The organism is Petralouisia muris, from assembly GCF_004793545.1.
Classification (GTDB): Bacteria; Bacillota; Clostridia; order Lachnospirales; family Lachnospiraceae; genus Petralouisia; species Petralouisia muris.
Genome location: NZ_SRYA01000046.1, coordinates 13869 through 37631, shown reverse-complemented (window position 1 = coordinate 37631; position 23763 = coordinate 13869). Strand labels below are relative to the sequence as shown.

Below are 23763 nucleotides of genomic sequence, written 5' to 3'. Positions count from 1 at the left end.
CTTTCGTGAAAAAGAGCGAAAGTATGATAAAATCATCTGTTCTTATAAGAGTCCTGAAATATCTTGTCCAACAAAAGGGCTATCATTTATAAAAGTTGTAAACTGGTGTATGTAGATAAAAATGATGATGGTTCAGGCAGTGGAAAACGTTATAAGAAGAAATCATTTGAATGGTATAAGAAGGTGATTGCAACGAATGGTGAATCGTTATAGATTTTTCCATTTATTATGTGGTTTGGTGTTGGCTGCGGGAGGTGGTATGAGATATGAAACTGCAATTAAAAGAAAGAGCTGCACATGAATTATTTCAGGGAAAAGGGGATGCTATTATCTGTGACATTGCATCAAGTGATATGATGCACTCAAAAAACAGATGTTTTATCACGATCAGATTGAGGCAGGGAGCTTCTTTAGGACTACACCGTCATGAAAAGGAAAGCGAAATTTACTTTATTATGCAGGGACGTGGACTTTATACAGATAATGGGGAAGAATATGAGATTAAAGCTGGTCAGATTAAAGTGTCTTATTGTGGGATATGTGGTTCTGATATTCATATCTTACAGGGCTCAGAAGATCATAGGATGCATCTTCCATCAGTCATAGGACATGAAATGTTCTGGGACAGTTTGGTGTGTAGGGAGTAAGGTGGAAAGTGTCAAACCGGGAGACAGGGTTGCCGTATGGCCAGTGAAATCTTGTAAAGAATGTTTTGCCTGTAAGGAAGGCTATGGGCATGTATGTCAGAGCCTGAAGGTTCGGGGAATTGAGACAGAAGGAGCTTTTCAATATGCATGGACATTGGACGAAGAGGCGCTTGTCAAGATTCCGGATACAGTAAGTATGCTTCATGGTGCATTAGCAGAGCCGTTAGCAATATGTTGTCATGTGGTAAAGAGAGGAAACGTAAAAAAGGGTGATTTTGTTGTTGTGATTGGCGGTGGTCCCATTGGCATTATGACAGCATTGGCTGCCAAAGCTGCCGGGGCAGATGTAGTGTTTGAAACATCGGGTTCACAGCCAGGAGTTGACAGTATGGTTCAACTGCCAAGAGTACATGGTGCTGTTGTGTTGGTTGCAATCTACGGAAAACCGATGACAGTTGATTTAAAGCAGCTTTATTATTATTAAAATCTTGAAAGAATAAAAAATGCAGGCTGAATTGGACGCAAAATTGGTATATGGGCATGATTTTGAACAAATTATGCAGTTAAGCAAATGTACGTTGGTTTAAAGTTTTTACATGGCTGATGATGGAAATGCCATCGTCTGCTGATTGCCTTATGCCTGTATTCAGAATGTACCAGTAAGATGGAAGGGGCGATAGCATTGGATGAAAAACAGACTTTTTTGGAATGTGAAAGAAACAGGGTGTTTTATCTGCTGATGATGAGTGGAGGAATGCTGGGAGCCTTTACATATTGTGTCAGGGGTGGTGTTTTCTGTAATGCACAGACAGGTAATATCGTACTTCTTGGGATGGCGATTGGACATGGAAACTGGAAGGGAGCAGCATATTATCTTATTCCAATTACGGCATATGGGTTTGGGGCTGCTGTGTCAGAGGTATTGCCAGGAACTGTGAAAAGGGCACATTTGGTTCGATGGGATACATTGTTGGTTGGAATTGAAATGCTGGTAACGTTGCTTTTGGGTTTTTTGCCGGAAAGTGTTCCGTTTCAGTTTTCACAGGTGGCAATAAATTTTATTTGTTCTATGCAGTATAATACATTCCGTCAGGCAGAGGGAGTGCCAATGGCGACAACGTTTTGCACGAATCATGTGCGTCAGGCAGGAATTAACTTGGCAAGGTGGCTGCAAAAGGGCGATGCAGTATACGTTAAAAAATCTTTGCGGCATGGTGAAATGCTTATAATGTTTCTTATAGGAGCCATTATAGGAACAATTTTATGTGGTATGTTTGTGGGCAGAGCAATTTGGGGAGCGTCAATCATGTTATTTATAGTATTTATTGACTTGCTTCATGCAGATTTAACAAAAGAAAAGGGAATGCTTGGACGTGTGCCGACAGGACATTAAATAAAACATAAAAATACTTTAAAAATGTAAGGTTGTGCTCAAGAAGGATGGAAAAACGGCTGAGGCAACAAAATTGATGGCAGTTATGGGGCTTGGTGTGAAATGTGGTCAGACAGTAGAGGTTACAGTAGAGGGCGCGGATGAGGATGCAGCCTGTGAAACAATGAAAGCTTTTTTTGAAGCAAATCTATAAAGTGAGTCAGCTTTTGGCAGTGCACATCTTTGTTCCTTTATAGGAAATTCCGACCTGTTGAGACACAAATAAAACATATGTTTGCTGAACATATGTTGAATAGATATGTGTTTAAGGTATACAAAACAGACGGTTAAGGATTTAGAAGATATAAAAACCTTCTTCTCCAAAATCGTCTTCATACGGGTCATCTTCATGCCGGTTGTAATGGAAAGTGACAGAATTGCCATCATATTTATCAATCCGGGAAGTGGCAATCACAGGATGCCAGAGATAATGCCCGATATATTTTGCCAAGGTTTTTGGATTGCATTTGTTTGGTTTTGCATAGACATAGAAGCCTTCCTTGTGTTCCCGGTAACAGCGTGCTTTCACCTTTTTAAAAGAGTGGCCGGTCCTGTGCTCCATTTCATTCAGAAGTGCGGTACGGAAAGTTATTGTCTCAGGCAGGGCAGAAACGGCTTTTGCAGCGGAAAGGGATTAACTTTAGCTTTCCGCAGTGTGGACAGCCGTACATGGCCCGCCGAAAGAGGGGCGCCACAGTTAATCATTTTTTCAACATTTTCGATGACAGAGTCACGGGTATGAAGAATATAAACCATTTCTTCATAGTGGTCTTTAAAAATATCTTGTAGTATGCTCATAAGATTATTATGCAGGAAAACGACACAAAAAGAAACCCCTAATTCTCCTCATGAATGAGGGGCCAGGGGAGTTGAAGTGTCGAAGACACTTTTTTACCTCCTGGATGGAGCAGATGGGTTATAAAAGCACCTGTGCAGAGGATTCAGTGGCAGTCGCAAGGAAGCTGATCAAGTCCGGCTGCCGGTTAGAGGGTGTGCCCGGATTTTTTGTCAATCGGAATGGTGACTGGGAGATTGCCTTTTATAAGAAGAACAGCGGCTATCTCTGTCCGGTCTGGTCAGGAGAGGGTCTTTTGACGGCGTTTCAGATTCGGCTTGACGTTCCTTATCAGAAGCGGAAATATGTCTGGCTCAGCAGTGCAAAGCTGAACAAGGGATGTTCGCCGGGAAGCTCGGTAAGCCTTTCCGGAGATCAGGATGTGGGCCGGGTATTTGTAACGGAAGGGATTCTGAAAGCGGAGAACACCCACCAGCGGTCAGGGGAGACTTATATTGGGAATCCCGGAGTGATGAACCACAAAGAACTCAGGCAGCTGCTTGCCCAGATGAAGGAACGCGGTCTTCGTGAGGTAGTAGAAGCAAACGATATGGACAAGCTGATGCGCCTTGACTGCAGGGAAGATTATGGAACCGTATGCCGGATATGCAGCGTTAAAGGCCCCCAATGCCCGAAAAAGAGGGAAAAACGTGAGCAGATCCGGAAAAAGTGTCTGAAGCTCTATGAGATCTGCGGCGAGCTTTCCTTAAGCTTAAGCCGTGCAACGTGGGATACAGATGAAGAAGGCATGTGGCAGGGGCAGTATAAAGTGATTGACGACTGGGAGCTTCGGGAGCCAGAAGATTTCTGTGGAAAAGCCGCCGCTTAGTTGCTATAATGTATTTAATCATTTAAGGCAGGAAAGGACTTAAGGAGGATGGAAGGAGCGTGGAAAGAAATGGATATGCGAAAAAAGAAACTTCCGATTGGGATTGAAAATTTTGAGAAACTACGTTTAGAGGATTTTTACTATATTGATAAAACAGGACTCATCAGGGAGCTTCTTAACAACTGGGGGGAGGTGAATCTGTTCACCCGACCCAGAAGATTTGGAAAAACGCTGAATATGAGCATGCTGGAACACTTTTTTTCATTGAATGGGGATAAGCGTATTTTTGACGGGCTGGGTATTTCCAAGGAAACTGAGCTTTGCGAGGAATATATGGGGAAGTATCCGGTTGTTTCGATTTCCTTGAAAGGAATTGACGCACGGAACTATGAAATGGCATTCGAAATGGCAGTTCAGATTATGAAAAGAGTTCCTGCAAAAGTACAATATCTTTTGGAAAGTGATACATTAAGTGAACAGGACAAAGCGGAATACCGTAAACTTCTGGATGATCATATGTCAGAAGCAGTATTTTGTAATAGTCTGAGAGTCCTATCGGAATTGCTGGAGAAGCATCATGGCACAAAGGTAATTCTGCTAATTGATGAATATGACGTTCCTTTGGCAAAGGCTCATGCGAATGGATATTATGACCAGATGATTTCATTGATTCGTAATCTGCTTGGAGAGACGCTTAAAACAAACAACAGCCTGAAATTAGCGGTGCTGACCGGGTGTCTTCGGATTTCAAAGGAGAGTATCTTTACCGGGCTTAATAACCTGAAGGTACTGACGATTGCAGATGAGCGTTTTGATGAATACTTCGGTTTTACAGATAAAGAAGTGAAAGGCCTTCTGGAGTATTATGGCGTAACGGATCATTATGAGGAAGTAAAAAGATGGTATGACGGTTACAAGTTTGGAAATGTAGAAATGTATTGCCCTTGGGATGTACTGAACCATTGCGACAGGATCAGAAGCGGGTCTCATGTGCAGCCGGAAAACTACTGGATCAACACCAGCAGCAATGACGCAGTGAAACGGTTTATAGAAGAATCGGCAAATGTTACGACCAAACGGGAAATTGAGCGTCTGGTGGCAGGGGAAACCATTACAAAGGAAATCCATCAGGAACTTACGTACCCGGAGATTTATGATACGATTGATAATATCTGGAGCCTGCTCTTTACCACAGGTTATCTGACACAGCGGGAAAAAGCAGAGGGAAGGCAGATGAAACTGGCGATTCCCAATCTGGCGATTCGTGATATTTTCGAGACGCAGATCATGGAGTTCTTTAAGGAGAATGTCCGGGAGGACGGGGAGATGCTGAACCGTTTCTGTGACGCACTGCAAAATGAGGATGTAGAAAATGTGGAGAAGATTTTCACGGAGTATTTAAGGAAGACCATCAGTATCCGGGATACGGCCGTAAGAACAGAGATGAAAGAAAATTTCTATCATGGTATCTTACTTGGAATCTTAGGAGTGAAAACCCGGTGGGGGATTTCTTCCAACCGGGAAATGGGAGAGGGCTATGCAGATATCCTTGCAGAACCAGATACCGGGGATATGGGGATTATCATAGAAGTGAAATATGCCCATGACGGAGAGCTGGAGGGAGCTTGTAAGGAGGCGTTAAAACAGATCGAATATACAAAATATGAAGATGACCTTGAGGATGATGGGATAGAGAATATCCTGAAATATGGGATTGCCTGCTATAAAAAGCGATGCAGGGTCATGCTGGCAGAAAAGTAATTAAAAGATAATAAAGGTGAATGAAAGCTCTGGAGCAGGTATGTTTCAGGGCTTTTTTCATGCCGTCATGTACGGAAAAGCTGCCGGCGGCAGTTTCTTTGTTTTCAATATCCATCAGGGCATAGAAAAGCGGGGCTGTTTGATACAGTTCTGTTTTTTATGCCCTGATACACGTTGCCATGTATACCGCAAAAAGTCCAGTGGATTTTTGAGACTAAAAGAGAGGAGAGGAAAAATATGGGGACACGCAGCCCGCCGGTTTTGGCATTGGGATTTTTGTACTGCTACGACAAAATAAGATGAGATTTCGGAATCCGAAGGGCTTGACCGGCCGAATATGGAAATGCCCAAAAGCCAGATTCAGCTATTGGAAAAGATTGCAGCAGTAAATAAAAATATTGTGGTCATTCTGGCGGCAGGGGCAGCAGTGGAAATGCCATGGCTGAAGCACTGTAAAGCATTAATCCATGGATATCTCTGCGGCCAGGCGGGAGCAAAAGCCATGCTCCGGGCGATCGCTGGGGAAATAAATCCTTCCGGCAAGCTGAGTGAGACATATCCTCTGAAATATGAGGATGTATCCTCGGCATCGTATTTCCCGGCAAAAGAACGGACAGCAGAATACAGGGAAGGACTTTATGTAGGGTACCGTTATTTTGAGACGGCAAGGGTTCCGGTGCTGTTCCCATTTGGATATGGGCTTTCTTATACCACTTTTGCATACAGCGATCTGTCAGTGACAAGAGACGAAGCAGTGTTTACCTTGAAGAATACAGGGAACGCAGATGGTGCGGAAGTGGCGCAGCTTTATGTATCTGCAAAATGCAGCGGCATTTACCGTCCAGAAAAGGAATTAAAAGGCTTTGCAAAAGTATTTTTAAAGGCAGGCGAGAGCAGGAAAGTTACCATTCAGCTAGATGATAAGGCGTTCCGCTATTTCAATGTAAATACAGACAAATTTGAGATTGAAGACGGCGAGTATGAGATCCTGATAGGGGCGTCTGTATCGGATATCAAATTGTCCGGCGCCATTCATGTGGAAGGGACCAATGGGCCCATTCCCTATGACAGGGCAAAGATGGAAAGCTATTACAGCGGCAGGATCAGGCAGGTGCCCGATTCGGAATTTGAAGCTCTTTTGGGGCATAAGATTCCATCTGGAAACTGGGATTCTTCGGGGCTTTTGGATATGAATGACGCAATCTGCCAGATGTATTATGCAAAGAGCTGGATCGCGCGGCTTGCATATAAGATTCTCACCAATATGCTGAAAAAGGCAGAGAAGAAAGGAAAGCCGGATTTGAACCTTTTGTTCATCTATAATATGCCCTTCCGGGGGATTGCCAAAATGACCGGCGGTATGGTGACAATGGAGATGGCAGAGGGAATCCTTACGGCAGTGAATGGACATTTTTTCAAAGGATTGGGAAAACTGATCGGTGGATTTTTCCGGGGCAGAAAGAAACGGAACAGGGCAAATGCAATTCAGTAGGAGGAATGGGACATGAATATGTGGAATAATTTTGCAGAAAGCCATCCGTCTGCAGCAAAATGGATTCGGGAAGGCGGCCTGTTTTTCATTGTCAGCAATTTGATTACCGTATTAAAGTACATCCTGCTCCAGTTTTTGCCAAATGCGTTTTCCGGGCTTCCGGTGGTGGATTTTGGCTGGCCGGGCATTCAGGTGACGCTGTTTGGGGAAACCTTTAAATGGAATATCATCGGGTATGACGCGGCTCACGGCGGCCTTCCTTACTTTTGCGCCTATATGATTGCCATGTTTTTGGGCGAATGCATCAATTTCCCATTGCAGAGGAATGTGGTATTCCGCAGCAAAGGGAATGTGGCAAAGCAGATAGGATGGTATTTTCTGGCATTCTGCGTCATTACCTGTATCGTCAATTCCATCAATTGCGTGTGGGTGGCGGTTGCAGGGATTTTCGTACCGGATTTTATCTATAACATCGGGACCACGGTTTTAAACGGCGGGGTGTCCATGATAATCTTTTTCTTAGTAAATAAAATCATCCTCCCGGAAGGGGAAGCGAAATAAAAGCGTTGATCCCAACGCTGGCTTATGCGCTTATTGCAATCACGCTGAATGAATGATATATGATAGAAAAAGGGCAGCCGCTCGCAAAGTGGCTGTCTTTCGTTTATTTCTGTGAAACCGCTGGTGTATATACCTTTGGGTATATATTGGAAAACAAATGATAACTTCTCTATTTCCTCAGGATTCGTATAATAGAATTACAATATAATTTTACCAGACAAGGAGGATCAAAATGAAACGTTTTCTTACAATATGTTTTTCATTCCTGATGATTTTCTCCCTTACAGCCTGTGGGGGCAACCAGGAGAGCGCCTCTCCTTCCCCTGCTTCGCAGCAGGAGGAAACGCAGAATACCCAGGCTGCGAGCAGTTCGGAAGAGGGGAATTCTTCTCAGGATAATAACGGTGGAAGTACAGACAGCAAGATTTTGATTGCCTATTTTACGGCAGCGGAAAACAGCGGCGTAGACGCAGTTTCCTCAGCCAGCTACTCTACGGTAAACGGGACGGCAGTAGGGCGTCTTCGTGCAGTGGCAGATATGATTCAGGCAGAAACCGGAGGAGAGTTATTTTCCATCCAGACTTCCGTGGTATATCCTGCAGATGGAGGAGAACTGATTGATTATGCGTCCAAAGAGCAGGAGGATAACGCCCGGCCGGAGCTGACCAGTCAGATTGAGAATCTGGATCAGTATGAAACTGTTTTTGTAGGTTTTCCCACATGGTGGTATGATATGCCCCAGGCGTTGTACAGCTTTTTTGATGCGTATGATTTTTCAGGAAAAACCATTATCCCATTCAATGTCCATAACGGCAGTCGGTTTTCCGGGACTATTGATACGATTCAGGAGTTAGAGCCGGATGCAGAGGTAATAACAGATGGATTTACGGTGAGTGAGCGGGATGTATCAGATGCGTCAGGGGATGTGGCTGAATGGCTGGGCGGCCTTGGGTATTAAAGGAGGATTGTAATGTATAGCGATAAAAAAATTTCATCTGACGTTTCCTTTATAAGAAACAATGTGAAGCGGATTGTCCTTGTAGCCGCATTGTTGATAGGTATGCTGTGCTTCCAGCAGGAAACTGCCCAGGCGGCAGGTAAAAAAGCAGAGCTGACGGTTACAGATATCTCTCTTTCTGTAGGACAGAGCAGACAGCTTAAGGTATCCAACGCAAAAAAGGTGACCTGGTCTTCTTCTAAGAAATCTGTGGTGAGTGTCAGCAAAACAGGCAGGATAAAAGCAAAACAGGCGGGCAAAGCCACGATAACCGCCCGGGTTTCCGGAAAAAAATTGAAATGCAATGTAGTAGTCAATCAACCTTCTTCGAAGAAAAAGGATATCTTAATTGTATATTTTTCACAGACTGGAACCACAAAAAGCGTAGCGCAGAAATTACAGAAACTGACAGGCGGGGATTTGCTCCGCATCCGGGAAAAAGAAAAATATTCCAGTGATTATGATAAACTGACCCAAAGAGCGAAAAAAGAAATCAGGCAAAACGCAAGGCCTAAAGTGACAACGGAAGCGCGGAATATAAAAAAGTATGACGTAGTCTATGTAGGATATCCCATCTGGTCAAAAACCACGCCCCGGGCAGTCAATACATTTCTTGAGAAATATAATTGGAAAGGAAAGACGGTGATCCCATTTTGTACCAGCGCCGGAAGCGGCATTGCTGGAAGCCTGCCGGATTTGAAGAAATCCTGCAAAGGGGCGTCCTTCAAAGAAGGTTATACGGCAGGCAGCGGAAGCAGGGCGGAAATCAGGAATTGGCTGATAAAAATTGGAGAATTGGAAGAAGAGAATCAGACGCCAACCCCTGCCCCGACGTCGACTCCGACTCCAACCCCGGAACTGCCGCAAGACAATAAGATATTGGTGGCTTATTTTTCCTGGAGCGGGACAAGTGAGGCGATTGCCCAGAATATCATCACCCAGACAGGGGCAGATTCTTTCCGTATTGAACGGGAGACGCCGTACAGTACAGATTATACAGAAACCGCGTATGGAGATGCGAAAACAGAAGCGGATACAGACGCAAGGCCGCCCATCAAAAATCCGCTTGCTTCTGTGGCGCAATATGATAAAATTATTGTATGCTATCCCATTTGGTGGCATACTGCGCCAATGACAGTGGGAACTTTTTTAGAACGCTATGATTTGAGCGGAAAATATATTTATCCAGTTTCCCAGTCTGCATCCATGGATGAGTCCCAATATGCCCAGTCAGTTGCATTCATCAAAGCATGCGCCAAGGGCGCGGTGGTGGATGACGGCATTTTTTCAAAGAATGATGCAGAGATCAGCGCTTATGTTGCAAATACCGTATTAAAGTAGGACAGAAAAATGGAGACGTGCCATATGAAGAGAAGAAAAAAGATAGCGGGTATCTTTCTCATAGCGGTTTTTGCCATTGCCGCATTTTTCCACAGTCCGTCTGTGGAGGCAAAACAGGAAATTAAAATCAGCCAGAAGAATCACAAATGCCGGGTATGGGCAGTTTCAGAGTCCAATGCCAGGTATGGGAAAAACGCAGTGACTGCCGGGACAGAATATTATAAAGAATTTCTGGTGGACAATGTGTTCCATTCCAAAAATAACGGGGATATCCACTACAATGTTTATTTCCCGGATTCCTATGATGGGAAATCCAAGCATGCTTTATACATTACCCTTCCCGGTTATCAGGGGCTTTATTTTCAAGGGGTGGCGGAGAATATCAAGACAGAAGATTTTGGGTTTGAGGCACAGAAATATAATTCTGAAATGGTTATCCTGGCGCCCCAGTTAAATGACTGGGAGGAAACATCTGCAGACCAGACCATTGCGCTGGTGGAATATTTTCTCAGCCATTACAGGATTGACCCGACGAAAGTTTATATCAACGGGTATTCCGGCGGCGGTGAGACGCTGTCCATTGTCCTTGGCAAACGGCCGGAGCTTTTTACGGCGGCGCTTATGTGCAGTTCCCAGTGGGATGGAACATATCAGCCGGTGGTCAGTGCAAAGACGCCTGTTTATTTCGTAATTGGAGAGGACGATGAATATTATGGTTCACAGCCATTTCGAAATGCCTACAAAAAACTGTATGAGTTATACAAAAAGCAGGGCTTGTCAGAAAAGCAAATCAAAGATTTGCTGGTGCTGGATGTGAAAGACAGTGCCTATTTTGCAGGAACCGGGATTGCGTATCAGCATGGCGGCGGATATCTGTTCTGCCGGGATGCGGAGATTATGGGCTGGCTGTTTCGCAAGTAAGGATTGATAGAAAAGTTATTTCTTAACAATTCCTAAGCTGCCGGAAACGGTGGAATGGAGATGGATGGCGCCGGGAAATTAAGTATTTGCAGAATCTATGGAATACGGATATCATTAAGACAAATAACAGAAAGGATGGTAAAAATGAAAGTTTTATTAGTAAATGGAGGACCCCATAAAGAAGGATGCACCTATACAGCTCTTTGTGAAGTAGCAGCCACGCTGGAGAAAGAAGGAATTGAAACAGAAATCTTCTGGATTGGCAATAAGCCCATCGGCGGCTGCATCGCCTGTATGAAGTGCAGGGAAAAAGGCGCTTGCGTCTTTGATGATGTGGTAAACCGGTTCCGTGAAAAAGCTTACGGGGCAGATGGGTTTGTGTTCGGAAGCCCGGTGCATTATGCAGCAGCCACTGGAAATATGACAGCTTTTATGGACAGATTGTTCTATTCCGAGCTTGGGGCAAATGGAAACAAGGCATTTTATATGAAACCGGCAGCGGCCGTTATTTCTGCCAGACGCGCCGGAACAACAGCAACCTTTGATCAGTTGAACAAATATTTTACCATTCAGGAAATGCCGGTGGTATCCTCACGCTATTGGAATATGGTGCATGGCACAAATGCGGAACAGGTAAAGCAGGATGCGGAAGGCTTGCATACCATGCGTGTATTGGGCAGGAATATGGCGTATATGCTGCGCTGCCAGGAGGCGGCCCGCTCAGCCGGCGTTCCAATGCCGGAGCGGGAAGAGGCTGTGTTTACCAATTTTATCCGGTAAAGCCTGCGGAGAAATGCTTTCACAGGGGAAGTGTTGGGCTCCAAAGGAAGGGAGGAAAGATGTATGGGACGAAAGACAATTTTCAAAATAGCTGTGGATATCGGCATGACAGCCGTACTGCTGCTTCTGATGGCTTATGGGATGGTGGGAGAAGCGCTGCATGAATGGCTGGGAGCCGGGATATTTGTGCTTTTTGTCATCCACCATATACTGAATGGAAAGTGGAGCAGAAATGTTTTAAAAGGAAATTATACGCCAATGCGCATTGTGCAGACGTTTCTTGCAGCAGCAGCGCTTTTGGCAATGGCTGGTTCCATGGTCAGCGGAGTCATTCTTTCCAGGCATGTGTTCTCCTTCCTCCCAATTCAGGGCGGACGATCCTTTGCCAGGAACCTGCATATGGTTTCTGCGTATTGGGGACTGGTTGTTCTGTCTCTTCATCTTGGAATCCATTGGGGCATGATGATGGGAATGGCCAAAAAGCTTGTGAAAAAACCGCTGCCAGCCTGCAGGCGGCTCCTGCAGGGAATGGCCTGCCTGATTGCAGGATATGGGATATATGCCTTTTTAAAACGGGAAATCGGAAGCTATATGCTTCTGAAAAGCCATTTTGTGTTTTTTGATTTTGAGGAGCCATTGGCACTTTTCCTGATGGATTATATTGCGGTAATGGGGCTGTTTGTCTGGATTGGGCATTATATTTATCAATTCATATTGAAGAAATGGAATAGGAAAAGCTGAGGAGAAATCCTTGGCTTTTCCTATTAATCGATATGGCAATATCAGTGAAGAGCCGGAATCAGATTTTGCCTGATATGAAATTGATTTCATCATTATATACAAAAAATAGTAAATAATATTATGTATAATGTTAATTTACAAATAATAAAACATGGTATATTATAAAAATAAAAATGAAATCAATATCATAAAAAGCAATATAGAGAAGGAAAAATTTGGTGGATGCAGGGAACAGGGATTTCATGCGTAAAAGAGAAGCTGCTGTAGGAGGAGATCAATGATAATGGATGGCTCCTATACCGATGAAGGGTTTAAGGAATTTCTGCGCGCCAATGCCGCAGAAGGAAGCAATAGCGAGCTGCTTAGATGGAGAGAACAGATTGAGAAATCTCTGAATATTCTGCCTATGAATGAATACAAAGGACAGCCGGTTTATAAGATAGTGTTTATGAGCCAGTCGAAGGAACAGCTGGCGCAGCCTCAGAAGCTGCTGGCGTCTGATTTTGAATTTTGTATTCAGGATGAAAACAAACATGGTTTTATCAATGGAGAAGTGGTAAACAGGCAGTTTGACAAAGGGAAGGCGATTGAAAGAGTTTGCAATTATCTGCATATTCCGTTGTGTGATTCAATAGCGATCGGAGACAGCATGAATGATAAAGAAATGCTTAAGGCAGCAGGCGTAAGTATCTGTATGCAGAATGGCAGCGAAAATCTGAAAAAACTGGCAGATGATATTTGTCCGTCTGTACAAGCAGATGGAATTTATAATGCTTTTTTGAAGCATCATTTACTTTGCGGCTAAGAATATAAAGAATGGATATCGGTTTCAAAAATTGTTTATGAGTGAGTGGAAATACATATTTTTCTATCTCAGGCAGAAAGGGTGGAATTATGAGAGAAATATCAAAAAAGAAGCAGTTGGATTGTGGAAAAACTGCTGGGGAGAAGCAAAAGAAAGAAATTGCCAAGAAAGCTCTGGATGCAGAGTGTATATTTCAAAAAAGGTTAGAGAGGCGTCACGATGAGCTCAGGTGGCTTTACATGGAACTGTATGGGAATGATTCTATGTTTGCGGAGCTGTGTGATAATCTGAGATTATTCTATCTGGAAAGAAATGAAGCGTTGAGGGTATTGGATTCAGAACGGGAAACAGATCAGGGCTGGTACAAAAAGAATGATATGCTGGGAATGATGTTTTATATTGATAATTTTGCGGGAAATATGAAAGGCGTGGAATCCAGGCTGGATTATATCCAGCAGTGCAATGTCAATTATATTCATTTGATGCCATTTCTTGATACCCCAAAAGATCGGTCGGATGGCGGATATGCGGTGGCGGATTTTAGAAAGGTGCAAGAACAGCTTGGTTCTATGGAAGATTTGGACAGTCTGACAGCAGCGTGCCATAGAAAAGGAATCAATGTTTGTATGGATTTTGTCATGAACCATACTTCAGAGGAGCACGAATGGGCAAAAAAAGCCCGTCAGGGAGACGGAGAGTATATGAGCCGTTACTTTTTCTTTGACAATGCTCATGAGCCGTCTATGTATGAAAGGACGGTGCCCCAGGTATTCCCTACGACAGCTCCGGGCAATTTTACATGGCTGCCTGACGCCGGCCATTATGTAATGACTACGTTTTATCCGTATCAGTGGGACTTAAATTATCAAAATCCACGGGTGTTTAATGAGATGATGTACAATTTTCTTTATCTGGCAAACAGGGGAATTGATATTATCCGAATAGATGCAGTTCCCTATATTTGGAAAGAGATAAATACATCCTGCAGGAATCTTCCGAAGGTGCATACCATTGTGCGTATGATGCGGATTATCAGTGAAATCGTCTGCCCCGGCATTCTTTTGCTTGGTGAAGTGGTTATGGAGCCGGAGAAAGTTACGCCATATTTCGGAACTTTGGAAAAACCGGAATGCCACATGCTGTATAATGTCACTACGATGGCAACAACGTGGCATACAGTGGCGACAAGAAATGTGAAACTGCTGAAACGGCAGCTTGATATTGTGAATTCTTTGCCTAAGGATTATGTATTTTTGAATTATCTTCGCTGCCACGATGATATAGGATGGGGGCTTGATTATAATAGTTTGATGAAAGAAGGGGTGAAAGAGCGTCTTCATAAGCAATATCTGAACGACTATTTTCAAGGGTATACAGGAGACAGCAATAGCCGCGGCGAATTGTATAATGCAGATCCGATTACTGGTGATGCAAGATTCTGCGGAACAACGGCCTCCATGTGCGGGATAGAAAAAGCAGGATTTGAGCAGAATGATCAGGCGATGGAAAAAGCCATCCGGCTGGATGTGATGCTTCATGCTTATATGTTTATGCAATCGGGAATTCCTGTACTGTATAGCGGTGATGAGATTGGGCAGGTGAATGACTATACTTATAAAGAAAATCCGCACAAGGCGGCAGATTCCAGATATATTCACCGCGGAGCAATGAAATGGGAGCTGGCTGAGAACATTTCAAATCCGGATACCGTGGAAGGAAAAATCTTCCATAGCTTGGCTCAATTAGAGAATATTCGTAAACGAGAAAAAGCATTCGTTTCAAATGCAGATACTTGGACCATTGACACATGGGAGCCGTCTGTTCTATGCATTGGAAGATATTATGAAGGTGAAAAAATCATTGGCTTGTTCAATTTCAGTGAATTTGATAAGACGGCATGGATTAATGAAGCGGATGGCGAATATCTGGAATTAATTTCAGAAACTGAGATGAAACCAATTGCAGTTAATATACCGGCGTACAGTTTTTATTATTTGAAAAAGAAATAGAGGCCGCAAAGCGGCAGTATCGGATACGGACTGGAAAAAAAGCAGTCTGTGCTATAATTTCGAGAAAGATTTTAACAACAAATATAAGGAGCGGTATGGATGAATATAGCAGAGATTGCGAAGCTTGCAGGGGTATCTAAGGCAGCCGTTTCCCGTTATTTTAATCATGGATATATTTCAGAAGAAAAACGGGAGGCTATTCGGAAAGTGGTAGAGGAAACTGGTTACCGGCCTTCCATACAAGCGCAGACATTGAGAACAAAGAAAACCAAAATGATAGGCGTGATTGTGCCTAAAATTGCGTCTGCATCCATTGGAAGAGTGGTGGAAGGAATACTTTCTGTAGTGAATGAAAGCGGTTATCAGATGCTTTTGGCAGTCACTCAAAATAGTCCGAAAAAGGAAATGGAATATTTGTCTGCATTTGATGATAAACAGGTGGACGGCGTAATTTTGGCTGCTACTGTGTTTAGTGCAGAATACAAACGCATTTTGAAGAAACTATCCGTTCCGGTTGTGATTGTAGGGCAGCAGTTGTCAGGATATTGTTGTGTCTTTCATGACGATTATCATGCGTCATATGACCTTACAAAGCTGTTTTTGGATCAAGGAAGGAGCAAGCTGGGATATATTGGCGCAATACAGCAGGATAAAGCAGTGGGAGCTGAAAGATATCGCGGATTTAAGGATGCGGTATGTGATAGCGGTTACGATGAGTTGGAAGAGAATTATGTGATCGCTTCTTTCACAATGGCTTCCGGATATGAAAAAGCTGGGGAATTGTTCGAAAAATGCAGGGATCTGGATGGCTTGATCTGCGCAACGGATACAATCGCTGCCGGCGCCGTGCAATATCTGCGTGAGCATGGCGTAAAGATACCGGAAGAAATATTGGTGGCAGGGCAGGGAGATTCAGAACTGGCCAGAGTGACAGCGCCTCCGCTGATAACGGTTCACTATTCTTATGAGAAAAGCGGAGAACTGGCAGTGCAGATGCTGATGGATGTGTTGGAGAAGAAAGAAGCTGCTTGTAAGGAAGTAAAATTAGGGTATTCTATTGTTACATGATTGTGATTGACAGTAAGCCTTGAAAATTGAGAATGCAGGATGTGAGGAGATTTCTGATAAATGGATAGAAGTAAATATTGTGCATTAGTGAAATAAAAAGAAACAGCGGCTTCTATTTTTTCTTGAAAAAACCTCTGCATGATGATACAATTTCTGTAAATACATGACAGATAAGCGGAGGAAATTGGTATGGGAATCCAATTAGAACAAAGCCAGAAACAGATGTTGTCCCATAAAATGCTCCAGTCCGTTGAGATACTTCAGATGAACGCCCAGGAGCTGACAGAGTATATCCGGGAATTGTCGTTGGAGAATCCAGTAGTGGACATTGAAGAGGATGTATCAGAGAATAAGGCCGAAGAGCGCGTCCGAAAGCTGGAATGGCTGGCAAGTCTGGATGAACAGAACAGGACATATTATCAGTATGACAGAAGGGATAATGAAGATTATTTGAACAATATCGGCGGGAAAGAAGGGGAATCGTTAAAAGATGCGCTGATGCTTCAGCTTATCGGCAATGAATATTCTGAACTGGAGATGGCTGTTTTTCGGTATATTGCCGATTCCCTGAACTCCAGCGGGTATTATACGGAAGGATTGGAGGAGCTTGCCTGCAGATTTGGGATATCGGAGGAAGAAGCGGCGGTCTGTCTGGATATCATGAAGGGACTGGAGCCTGCCGGAGTCTGTACAGGCTCTTTGAAGGAATGCATGGCCAGGCAGATTGACAGGCTGGGAGCGGGATATGAAACAGAGCGTTCTATTGTAGAGAATTATCTGGAATTGTTAGGGAAGAATCAGCTTCCTGCCATCGCAAAGAAGATGAAGATATCCATAGAACAGGTGAAGAAGGCGGCGGACAATATTAAAAAGCTGAATCCAAGACCTGCTCAGGGATTTGACAGCGGCGGAATGATGCGCTACATTGTGCCGGATGTGACTATTGTAAAATTTCAGGATCGGTTTGAGATCTTGCAGAACAGCTATACCTATCCCGTCATCCGCATTAATCAGGAGTACCTGCAGATGTTAAAGACAGACTGTGACAAAGAGGTGAAGGATTATCTGACAGGGAAAATCCATCAGATCGAGCAGGTGCAGGAAGCCATTGAAAAGCGAGGCTCCACCTTGCTGAATCTGGCAAAATGCCTGATTGAAGTGCAGGAAGAATTCTTTTTGTACGGCCAGAAGTTTCTCCGTCCCCTTATGATGAAGGAGGCGGCAGAACGATTAGCAGTCCATGAATCCACCATCAGCCGTACGGTAAAGGGAAAATATCTCCAGTGCAGCTGGGGAATTTATCCATTAAGTTATTTTTTCTCACGGGGATTGAAGCAGCAGAGCGGAAATCAGCAGGAAGCAGGAGATATGTCCACGGTCAGGATTCGGCAGAGAATAAAGGAACTGATTGAAGGAGAAGATAAGTATACGCCTTATTCGGATCAGCAGCTGAAAGAGCTGTTAGAACAGGAAGGAATCGTAATTTCCCGCCGCACAATAGTGAAATACCGGGAAGCCATGAGAATATGCAGCAGCAGGGGAAGAAAACAGTTTTGATAAAAGATGGGCTGTCGGAAAATGAAATTCAGGCACAATATATGGTTTTGGTTTTAAAGGATTTATGCCATATATTGTGTATAAATTTCATTCTCCGACAGCCCCATTGTTTTTGCAAACATTACTTATGGCCGATTATTTTTTTGCAGGAACCACTTCCAGCCAGTAACCGTCAGGATCGGACACAAAATAGATGCCCATGTCCGGATTTTCGAAACAGATGCATCCCATGGCCTCATGCTTTGCGTGAGCGGCTTCGTAATCGTCTGTTTCAAAGGCAAGATGGAATTCACAGTCGCCTAAATCGTAGGGGCCTTCTTTTTCTTTGAGCCAAGTTAATTCCAGGCAGAAATCGCTTTCCTCATTGGAAAGATATACAAGAATATAGCTGCCGTCTTTGGCTTCTTTGCGGCGCACTTCCGTCAGGCCGAAAGCTTCGTGGTAGAAATCAATGGATTTCTGTAAATTTTGTACGTTGTAATTTTCGTGAAACATTTTGAATTTCATGGTAGTCCTCCTTATGTTTTTGCAGAGCGAGCCCTGTAGAGCGGACCATCAGGGCTTCTCCCAGCTTGCTAACGATTGTTTTACAAACCATCAGGGCTCCTCCCAGCTTGCTAACGATTGTTTTACAAACCATCAGGGCTCCTCCCAGCTTGATGTGTTTTGGAAATTCTTAGATTTTGAGCTGGGTCCCTCCTCATGGTAAATCCTCCTCATGGTAAATCCTCCTCATAGTAAATCCTTCTCATAGTAAATCCTTCTCATGGTAAATCCTCCTTATGGTAAGGTGGCAGTATATTTAAGAATTCACTCGCCGATGGGGAGAGGGGCAGGCCGGGGTTCACGGCAGCCACAATCCGGCGGGCCGGCATTGGTTCTTCTGTCTGCAGAATATACAAATCCGTCATGTCTTCTGAAAGGCAGTAATCCGGGACAAATGCAATTCCGATGCCGATTTTTGCCAGATCAATCAGTAAATCGTTACTGCTGAGTTCTGCTTCCGGAATCAGCTCTAACTGCCGCTGTAAGAATAATTGGTGCAGAAATTCACGGGTGGCGCTTTTTTTGTCCAGCATTAAAATAGGGTACTGATTCAGTTTTGCAAAAGAAATTACCTGTTGTTCCAGGGGAAAGCAAATGGGATTTGCAATAAACACATCGGTAAAAGAAGCAACGGTTTTCTTGATATACGAACTGTCCAGCCGGGAATTAGGGAAGTTAGTGACGATCAGGTCAACTTTGCCCTGCGTCAATAAATCCACACATTTTATGGATGTGGCGTTGGTAACCTTGATGGGAACCTGCGGAAATTTTTCATGGAACTGTTTCAGGAAAGGTACCAGAAAATAGCGGCAAATGGTGTCATTGGCGCCGATGTGAAGCCGCCCCAGCCCAAGGGTTCCGGAATCCATAAGCTGATGCTCACCCCGCTCAATCAGGTTGACGGCAGGTTCGATATGCTTCAGCAGCAGTTCTCCTGCCAAGGTAAGCTGAACTTTTTTGGTGCTGCGGTTAAACAGGGGCTGTTCCAGTTTCCGTTCCAGTGTTTTGACAGACTGGCTTACGGCCGACTGGGAAATAAACAGTTTTCTGGAAGCTTCGGAAAAACTGAGAGAGGATGCCACCTGATAGAATACCTTGTACAGTTCATAATTAATATCCATAAGCGCCTCCTTACTGAAAACAGAAGTACTATAAGTAAAAGTTCAGTATTATTATAAGCATAGATTATAATGATGTCAATGACATGGCAATACTTTTTCTTCCGAAACAGCAAAATATGTGATAAAATGAAAACACGCTCTGAGGAGAATTTTTCACAATGTTATGAAACGGAAGGGGCGGCCATTTATAAGTACAGTAAATAAATAGCATTAAATATATTAATTATTCTAATTAAAGTCAACATGCTATACTAATAACAATGTTACCGTAAACCAGTAAGGACCTGTCATGAAATTACCTGTAATATATGTTTTGTGACGGCTCAAAAACCAGGAGGGAATTATGAGCGACGTAAGACGAATTTTTGTGGAAAAGAAACCTGATTTTGCAATTCAGGCCAAGGAACTGCAGACAGAAATCAAAAGTTATCTGGGAATCCGGACGGTTACCGGAGTGCGTGTGCTGATCCGCTATGATGTGGAGCATATCTCAGAGGAAACCTATCAAAAGGCATTGGCAACGGTATTTTCTGAGCCGCCGGTGGATGATGTGTATGAAGAATCTTTTGAAGCTGAAAATGCACATGTGTTCAGTGTGGAATATTTGCCGGGCCAGTATGATCAGCGGGCGGATTCTGCAGAACAGTGCGTGAAGCTGTTAAATGAGAATGAAGAACCCATGATCCGCACTGCAACTACTTATGTGATCGAAGGAGAAGTCAGCAAAGAGCAGTTAGAGGCAATCAAAAAGCACTGTATCAATCCGGTGGATTCCAGAGAAACTGGAATGGAAAAGCCCTTGACTCTGGAAGAAGCCTTCGAAGAACCGGAGGATGTGAAAATTTTAGATGGATTTACCGACATGGAAGAAGCAGATTTGAAGAATCTCTATGATTCCTTCGGCCTTGCTATGACTTTTAAAGATTTTTTGCATATACAGAATTATTTCAGAAACGAAGAGAAACGGGATCCTTCCATGACAGAAATCCGTGTATTGGATACTTATTGGTCCGATCATTGCCGTCATACCACCTTTTCTACCGAACTAAAAGAGGTGACTTTTGGAGAGGGCTTCTACCGCCGGCCCATGATGGACGCCTGGGAGGATTATCAGAATACTCATAGGGAATTGTACCAGGGACGGGAAGACAAATTTGTGTGTCTGATGGATTTGGCGCTGATGGCTATGAAACGGCTGAAAAAAGAGGGAAAATTAGAAGATCAGGAAGAGTCCGACGAAATTAATGCATGTTCCATTGTGGTTCCAGTGGAGGTAGACGGCCAGACCGAGGAATGGCTGGTGAACTTTAAAAATGAGACCCACAACCATCCCACAGAGATCGAGCCTTTCGGCGGTGCGGCTACCTGTTTGGGAGGGGCCATCCGGGATCCGCTTTCCGGTCGTACTTATGTCTATCAGGCAATGCGTGTAACCGGTGCGGCAGATCCGACCCGTTCTGTGTCAGAAACCATGGAAGGCAAGCTGCCCCAGAAAAAGCTGGTAAGACAGGCGGCTCATGGATACAGCTCTTATGGCAACCAGATCGGATTGGCAACGGGATACGTGAAGGAAATTTACCATCCCAATTATGCGGCAAAGCGTATGGAAATCGGCGCTGTAATGGGAGCGGCTCCAAGGCGGGCGGTACAGCGTCTTACTTCCGATCCGGGAGATGTGATTATTCTGCTGGGAGGACGGACTGGACGTGACGGAATCGGCGGCGCTACAGGCTCCTCCAAGGCGCATAATACAGAATCCACCGCAGTATGCGGCGCAGAAGTGCAGAAGGGAAATCCCCCTACAGAGCGTAAGATTCAGCGGCTGTTCCGCCGGGAAGAAGTAGCCCATATCATTAAGAAATGCAATGATTTCGGCGCAGGCGGCGTATCGGTGGCAATCGGCGAGCTGGCAGACGGGCTTCGCGTCCAGTTGGATAAGGTTCCCAAGAAATATGCAGGTCTGGACGGAACAGAAATTGCCATTTCTGAGTCCCAGGAACGTATGGCGGTTGTGGTTGCCCCGGAGGATGTGAAGCAGTTTCTGGATTACGCAAAGGAAGAGAACCTGGAAGCCGTTGAAGTGGCGGCGGTAACAGAGGAACCGAGATTGATTCTGGAATGGAGAGACAAGGAAATTGTAAATATTTCCAGGGCGTTTCTGAATACCAACGGAGCCCACCAGGAAACCACGGTAGCGGTTGACATTCCTTCAAAAGAAGATAATTTTTTTGAGAAAAAAGAGATTGCTGCTGTTGTGAAGGCGCTGGAAAAAGGAAATGTGAAAGAAGCCTGGCTTGCCGCCTTGTCTGATCTGAATGTGTGCTCTCAGAAGGGGCTGGTGGAAATGTTTGATGGTTCCATCGGCGCAGGCAGCGTGTTTATGCCTTACGGCGGAAAATATCAGCTGACAGAAACCCAGAGCATGGTGGCGAAGCTTCCGGTAGATACCGGAAAATGCGATGCTGTAACCATGATGGCTTATGGATTTGATCCGGAATTGTCTTCCTGGAGCCCTTATCATGGAGCAGTTTATGCGGTGCTGGAGTCTATGGCAAGAATCGTAGCGGCAGGCGGAGATTATAAGAAAATACGTTTTACCTTCCAGGAGTATTTCCGCAGGATGAGTGAAGAACCCAGCCGCTGGAGCCAGCCTTTTGCCGCGCTTTTGGGAGCGTACAGCGCCCAGATCGGCTTTGGGCTTCCCTCCATCGGCGGAAAAGATTCTATGTCTGGAACCTTCAATGAGATCGATGTGCCCCCTACTCTGGTCTCCTTTGCAGTGGATGTGGCAAAAGAGCAGGATATTATCACGCCGGAACTGAAGCAGCCGGGAAATAAGATTATGATATTTAAAATTGCAACAGATGAATATGATTTGCCGGTGTACGGTCAGGTGATGAAATTATACGACGCGATTCATTTGCTGATTCAGCAGAAAGCCATCGTATCCGCCTATGCGCTGGATGGAAAAGGCATTGCGGCGGCCGTCAGCAAAATGGCGTTTGGAAATAAGCTGGGCGTTACCATGGAACAGGATGTGTGCGAAGACTGCATGTTTTCCCCTCATTTCGGCAAGCTGATTGCGGAGGTTCCTGCAGATAAGGTGGATTTGGTGGAAGAAACCATTCAGGCTGCTATGAAAGGGTACGAGAAAGGGAATGGCATTCAGAAAGCTGAGACTGCTCAGGCAGCGGAAGGCATTCAGAAAGCTGAGACTGCTCAGGCAGCAGAAGGGGCTGGCTGCGGACATTTGTCTTACTGCAGAGTAATCGGTGAAGTGAATGATATACAGAAATTTATTTACGGCGATACCGTAATTGCAATGGAAGAAGCGATTGGTGCATGGACCGGCACGCTGGAAAAAGTATTTCCAACGGTTGCAGTGGAAAGCAGAGAAGAGCTCAAAACAGATGTGTTCCGTACGGAAAATATTTATGTATGCAGGCATAAAACGGCAAGGCCGAAAGTGTTTATTCCTGTGTTCCCCGGAACCAACTGCGAGTATGACAGTGCGAAAGCCTTTGAACGCGCCGGAGCCGATGCCATTGTGAAAGTATTTAAAAATTTAAGTGCAGAAGATATCAGAGATTCCGTGGATGTATTTGTCAAAGCCATTGAGCAGTCTCAGATTATTATGTTTCCGGGCGGTTTTTCCGCAGGGGATGAGCCGGAAGGAAGTGCAAAATTCTTTGCAACTGCATTCCGCAATGAGAAAATGGCAGAGGCAGTCAACCGGTTACTGCAGCAGAGAGACGGCCTGATGCTGGGAATCTGCAATGGATTCCAGGCATTGATTAAGCTGGGGCTGGTGCCTTACGGTGAAATCAGGCAGCAAAGTGAAGATTCTCCAACATTGACCTATAATACCATTGGACGCCATATCTCCAAAATGGTATACACCAAGGTGGTAACCAATAAATCTCCTTGGCTGGCACAGGCAAAATCAGGCGGAATATACTGTAATCCGGCATCCCATGGCGAAGGGCGTTTTGTTGCGCCGAAGGAATGGCTGGACAAGTTATTTGCCAATGGTCAGGTAGCAACCCAGTATGTCAATGAGACAGGCGCGCCTACGATGGACGAAGAGTGGAATATTAATGGCTCTTACATGGCGATTGAAGGGATTACCAGCCCGGACGGAAGAGTTTTGGGTAAGATGGCGCACTCAGAGCGCCGAGGCCAGGGCATAGCCATAAATATTTATGGAGAGCAGGACATGAAGCTGTTTGAGAGCGGAGTGGCATATTTTAGATAAAAAGATTTCTTAAAATAATGTGAACCTGTTGGCTAATCCTTTGGTTCACAGGGATAAAAAGTTCT

19 protein-coding genes and 3 pseudogenes are annotated in these 23763 nt (G+C 44.5%); 19 read left to right on the top strand and 3 right to left on the bottom strand.

Annotated elements, in window-relative coordinates; all coding sequences use genetic code 11:
• Positions 1–129 precede the first annotated feature (129 nt).
• From E5329_RS32235 to E5329_RS19205, 5 genes and pseudogenes are all read left to right on the top strand, one after another.
• Positions 130–213, top strand: a pseudogene (locus E5329_RS32235) (family 1 glycosylhydrolase); the annotation flags it as partial.
• A 53-nt stretch (positions 214–266) separates the two neighbouring features.
• Entirely contained in the window at positions 267–647 is a 381-nt protein-coding gene (locus E5329_RS19220) for a cupin domain-containing protein (protein WP_135990991.1), read from the top strand.
• A 1-nt stretch (position 648) separates the two neighbouring features.
• Positions 649–1131, top strand: a complete 483-nt coding sequence (locus E5329_RS19215) for an alcohol dehydrogenase catalytic domain-containing protein (RefSeq protein ID WP_168356692.1) — start codon at positions 649–651, stop codon at positions 1129–1131.
• Positions 1132–1329: 198 nt separating this feature from the next.
• Positions 1330–2040: a YoaK family protein gene (locus E5329_RS19210; RefSeq protein WP_135990989.1), complete on the top strand. Its 711-nt coding sequence runs from the start codon at positions 1330–1332 to the stop codon at positions 2038–2040.
• 28 nt (positions 2041–2068) lie between these two features.
• Positions 2069–2233: pseudogene (locus E5329_RS19205) on the top strand (HPr family phosphocarrier protein); the annotation flags it as partial.
• Between the two features lie 180 nt (positions 2234–2413).
• On the opposite strand, the pseudogene E5329_RS32840 reads toward E5329_RS19205, so the two are convergent.
• Positions 2414–2877, bottom strand: a pseudogene (locus tag E5329_RS32840) (transposase zinc-binding domain-containing protein); the annotation flags it as partial.
• Positions 2878–2990: 113 nt separating this feature from the next.
• On the opposite strand from E5329_RS32840, the gene E5329_RS19190 reads away from it, so the two are divergent.
• The 13 genes from E5329_RS19190 (at position 2991) to rpoN (ending at position 17776) form a co-directional block, all read left to right on the top strand.
• Complete coding sequence (locus E5329_RS19190) at positions 2991–3743, top strand: hypothetical protein (protein WP_275443475.1); 753 nt, start codon at positions 2991–2993, stop codon at positions 3741–3743.
• Between the two features lie 69 nt (positions 3744–3812).
• On the top strand, positions 3813–5504 hold the full coding sequence (locus E5329_RS19185; RefSeq protein ID WP_135990986.1) for an AAA family ATPase: 1692 nt from the start codon (positions 3813–3815) through the stop codon (positions 5502–5504).
• A gap of 304 nt (positions 5505–5808) precedes the next feature.
• Positions 5809–6996, top strand: a complete 1188-nt coding sequence (locus E5329_RS19180) for a glycoside hydrolase family 3 C-terminal domain-containing protein (protein WP_330572254.1) — start codon at positions 5809–5811, stop codon at positions 6994–6996.
• Between the two features lie 12 nt (positions 6997–7008).
• Positions 7009–7557, top strand: coding sequence for a GtrA family protein (locus E5329_RS19175; RefSeq protein WP_135990984.1), 549 nt, complete (start codon positions 7009–7011; stop codon positions 7555–7557).
• A 232-nt stretch (positions 7558–7789) separates the two neighbouring features.
• The gene (locus tag E5329_RS19170; protein WP_275443474.1) at positions 7790–8515 is read left to right on the top strand and encodes a flavodoxin; all 726 of its coding nucleotides are present in this window, start codon (positions 7790–7792) and stop codon (positions 8513–8515) included.
• A 12-nt stretch (positions 8516–8527) separates the two neighbouring features.
• Positions 8528–9895 carry a flavodoxin gene (locus tag E5329_RS19165; RefSeq protein WP_135990983.1) on the top strand — a complete coding sequence of 456 codons (1368 nt, stop codon included), beginning with the start codon at positions 8528–8530 and terminating at the stop codon, positions 9893–9895.
• Between the two features lie 24 nt (positions 9896–9919).
• Positions 9920–10816 (top strand): prolyl oligopeptidase family serine peptidase, encoded by an 897-nt coding sequence (locus E5329_RS19160; protein ID WP_135990982.1) that lies wholly within the window; start codon positions 9920–9922, stop codon positions 10814–10816.
• Between the two features lie 144 nt (positions 10817–10960).
• Positions 10961–11596: a flavodoxin family protein gene (locus E5329_RS19155; protein WP_135990981.1), complete on the top strand. Its 636-nt coding sequence runs from the start codon at positions 10961–10963 to the stop codon at positions 11594–11596.
• A 63-nt stretch (positions 11597–11659) separates the two neighbouring features.
• Positions 11660–12337 (top strand): DUF4405 domain-containing protein, encoded by a 678-nt coding sequence (locus E5329_RS19150; RefSeq protein WP_135990980.1) that lies wholly within the window; start codon positions 11660–11662, stop codon positions 12335–12337.
• A 277-nt stretch (positions 12338–12614) separates the two neighbouring features.
• Positions 12615–13142 (top strand): HAD hydrolase family protein, encoded by a 528-nt coding sequence (locus E5329_RS19145; protein ID WP_135990979.1) that lies wholly within the window; start codon positions 12615–12617, stop codon positions 13140–13142.
• A 173-nt stretch (positions 13143–13315) separates the two neighbouring features.
• The gene (locus E5329_RS19140; protein WP_456320033.1) at positions 13316–15151 is read left to right on the top strand and encodes an amylosucrase; all 1836 of its coding nucleotides are present in this window, start codon (positions 13316–13318) and stop codon (positions 15149–15151) included.
• Between the two features lie 99 nt (positions 15152–15250).
• Positions 15251–16219 carry a LacI family DNA-binding transcriptional regulator gene (locus E5329_RS19135; protein ID WP_135990977.1) on the top strand — a complete coding sequence of 323 codons (969 nt, stop codon included), beginning with the start codon at positions 15251–15253 and terminating at the stop codon, positions 16217–16219.
• A 189-nt stretch (positions 16220–16408) separates the two neighbouring features.
• Positions 16409–17776 carry an RNA polymerase factor sigma-54 gene (rpoN, locus tag E5329_RS19130; protein WP_135990976.1) on the top strand — a complete coding sequence of 456 codons (1368 nt, stop codon included), beginning with the start codon at positions 16409–16411 and terminating at the stop codon, positions 17774–17776.
• Positions 17777–17911: 135 nt separating this feature from the next.
• Here rpoN and E5329_RS19125 read toward each other — a convergent pair whose 3' ends face one another.
• Together E5329_RS19125 and E5329_RS19120 are read right to left on the bottom strand one after the other, a co-directional pair.
• Entirely contained in the window at positions 17912–18283 is a 372-nt protein-coding gene (locus E5329_RS19125; RefSeq protein WP_135990975.1) for a VOC family protein, read from the bottom strand.
• A 257-nt stretch (positions 18284–18540) separates the two neighbouring features.
• Positions 18541–19443, bottom strand: coding sequence for a LysR family transcriptional regulator (locus tag E5329_RS19120; RefSeq protein ID WP_135990974.1), 903 nt, complete (start codon positions 19441–19443; stop codon positions 18541–18543).
• Positions 19444–19786: 343 nt separating this feature from the next.
• On the opposite strand from E5329_RS19120, the gene E5329_RS19115 reads away from it, so the two are divergent.
• Complete coding sequence (locus E5329_RS19115; protein WP_135990973.1) at positions 19787–23698, top strand: phosphoribosylformylglycinamidine synthase; 3912 nt, start codon at positions 19787–19789, stop codon at positions 23696–23698.
• Positions 23699–23763: the final 65 nt, after the last annotated feature.

Bases quoted from the DNA above. Each gene is read 5' to 3' on its own strand.
- E5329_RS19220 (WP_135990991.1), top strand. From the start codon at position 267: ATGAAACTGCAATTAAAAGAAAGAGCTGCACATGAATTATTTCAGGGA.
- E5329_RS19190 (WP_275443475.1), top strand. From the start codon at position 2,991: ATGGGTTATAAAAGCACCTGTGCAGAGGATTCAGTGGCAGTCGCAAGG.
- E5329_RS19185 (WP_135990986.1), top strand. From the start codon at position 3,813: ATGGATATGCGAAAAAAGAAACTTCCGATTGGGATTGAAAATTTTGAG.
- E5329_RS19175 (WP_135990984.1), top strand. From the start codon at position 7,009: ATGAATATGTGGAATAATTTTGCAGAAAGCCATCCGTCTGCAGCAAAA.
- E5329_RS19170 (WP_275443474.1), top strand. From the start codon at position 7,790: ATGAAACGTTTTCTTACAATATGTTTTTCATTCCTGATGATTTTCTCC.
- E5329_RS19165 (WP_135990983.1), top strand. From the start codon at position 8,528: ATGTATAGCGATAAAAAAATTTCATCTGACGTTTCCTTTATAAGAAAC.
- E5329_RS19160 (WP_135990982.1), top strand. From the start codon at position 9,920: ATGAAGAGAAGAAAAAAGATAGCGGGTATCTTTCTCATAGCGGTTTTT.
- E5329_RS19155 (WP_135990981.1), top strand. From the start codon at position 10,961: ATGAAAGTTTTATTAGTAAATGGAGGACCCCATAAAGAAGGATGCACC.
- E5329_RS19150 (WP_135990980.1), top strand. From the start codon at position 11,660: ATGGGACGAAAGACAATTTTCAAAATAGCTGTGGATATCGGCATGACA.
- E5329_RS19145 (WP_135990979.1), top strand. From the start codon at position 12,615: ATGATAATGGATGGCTCCTATACCGATGAAGGGTTTAAGGAATTTCTG.
- E5329_RS19135 (WP_135990977.1), top strand. From the start codon at position 15,251: ATGAATATAGCAGAGATTGCGAAGCTTGCAGGGGTATCTAAGGCAGCC.
- rpoN (WP_135990976.1), top strand. From the start codon at position 16,409: ATGGGAATCCAATTAGAACAAAGCCAGAAACAGATGTTGTCCCATAAA.
- E5329_RS19125 (WP_135990975.1), bottom strand. From the start codon at position 18,283: ATGAAATTCAAAATGTTTCACGAAAATTACAACGTACAAAATTTACAG.
- E5329_RS19120 (WP_135990974.1), bottom strand. From the start codon at position 19,443: ATGGATATTAATTATGAACTGTACAAGGTATTCTATCAGGTGGCATCC.
- E5329_RS19115 (WP_135990973.1), top strand. From the start codon at position 19,787: ATGAGCGACGTAAGACGAATTTTTGTGGAAAAGAAACCTGATTTTGCA.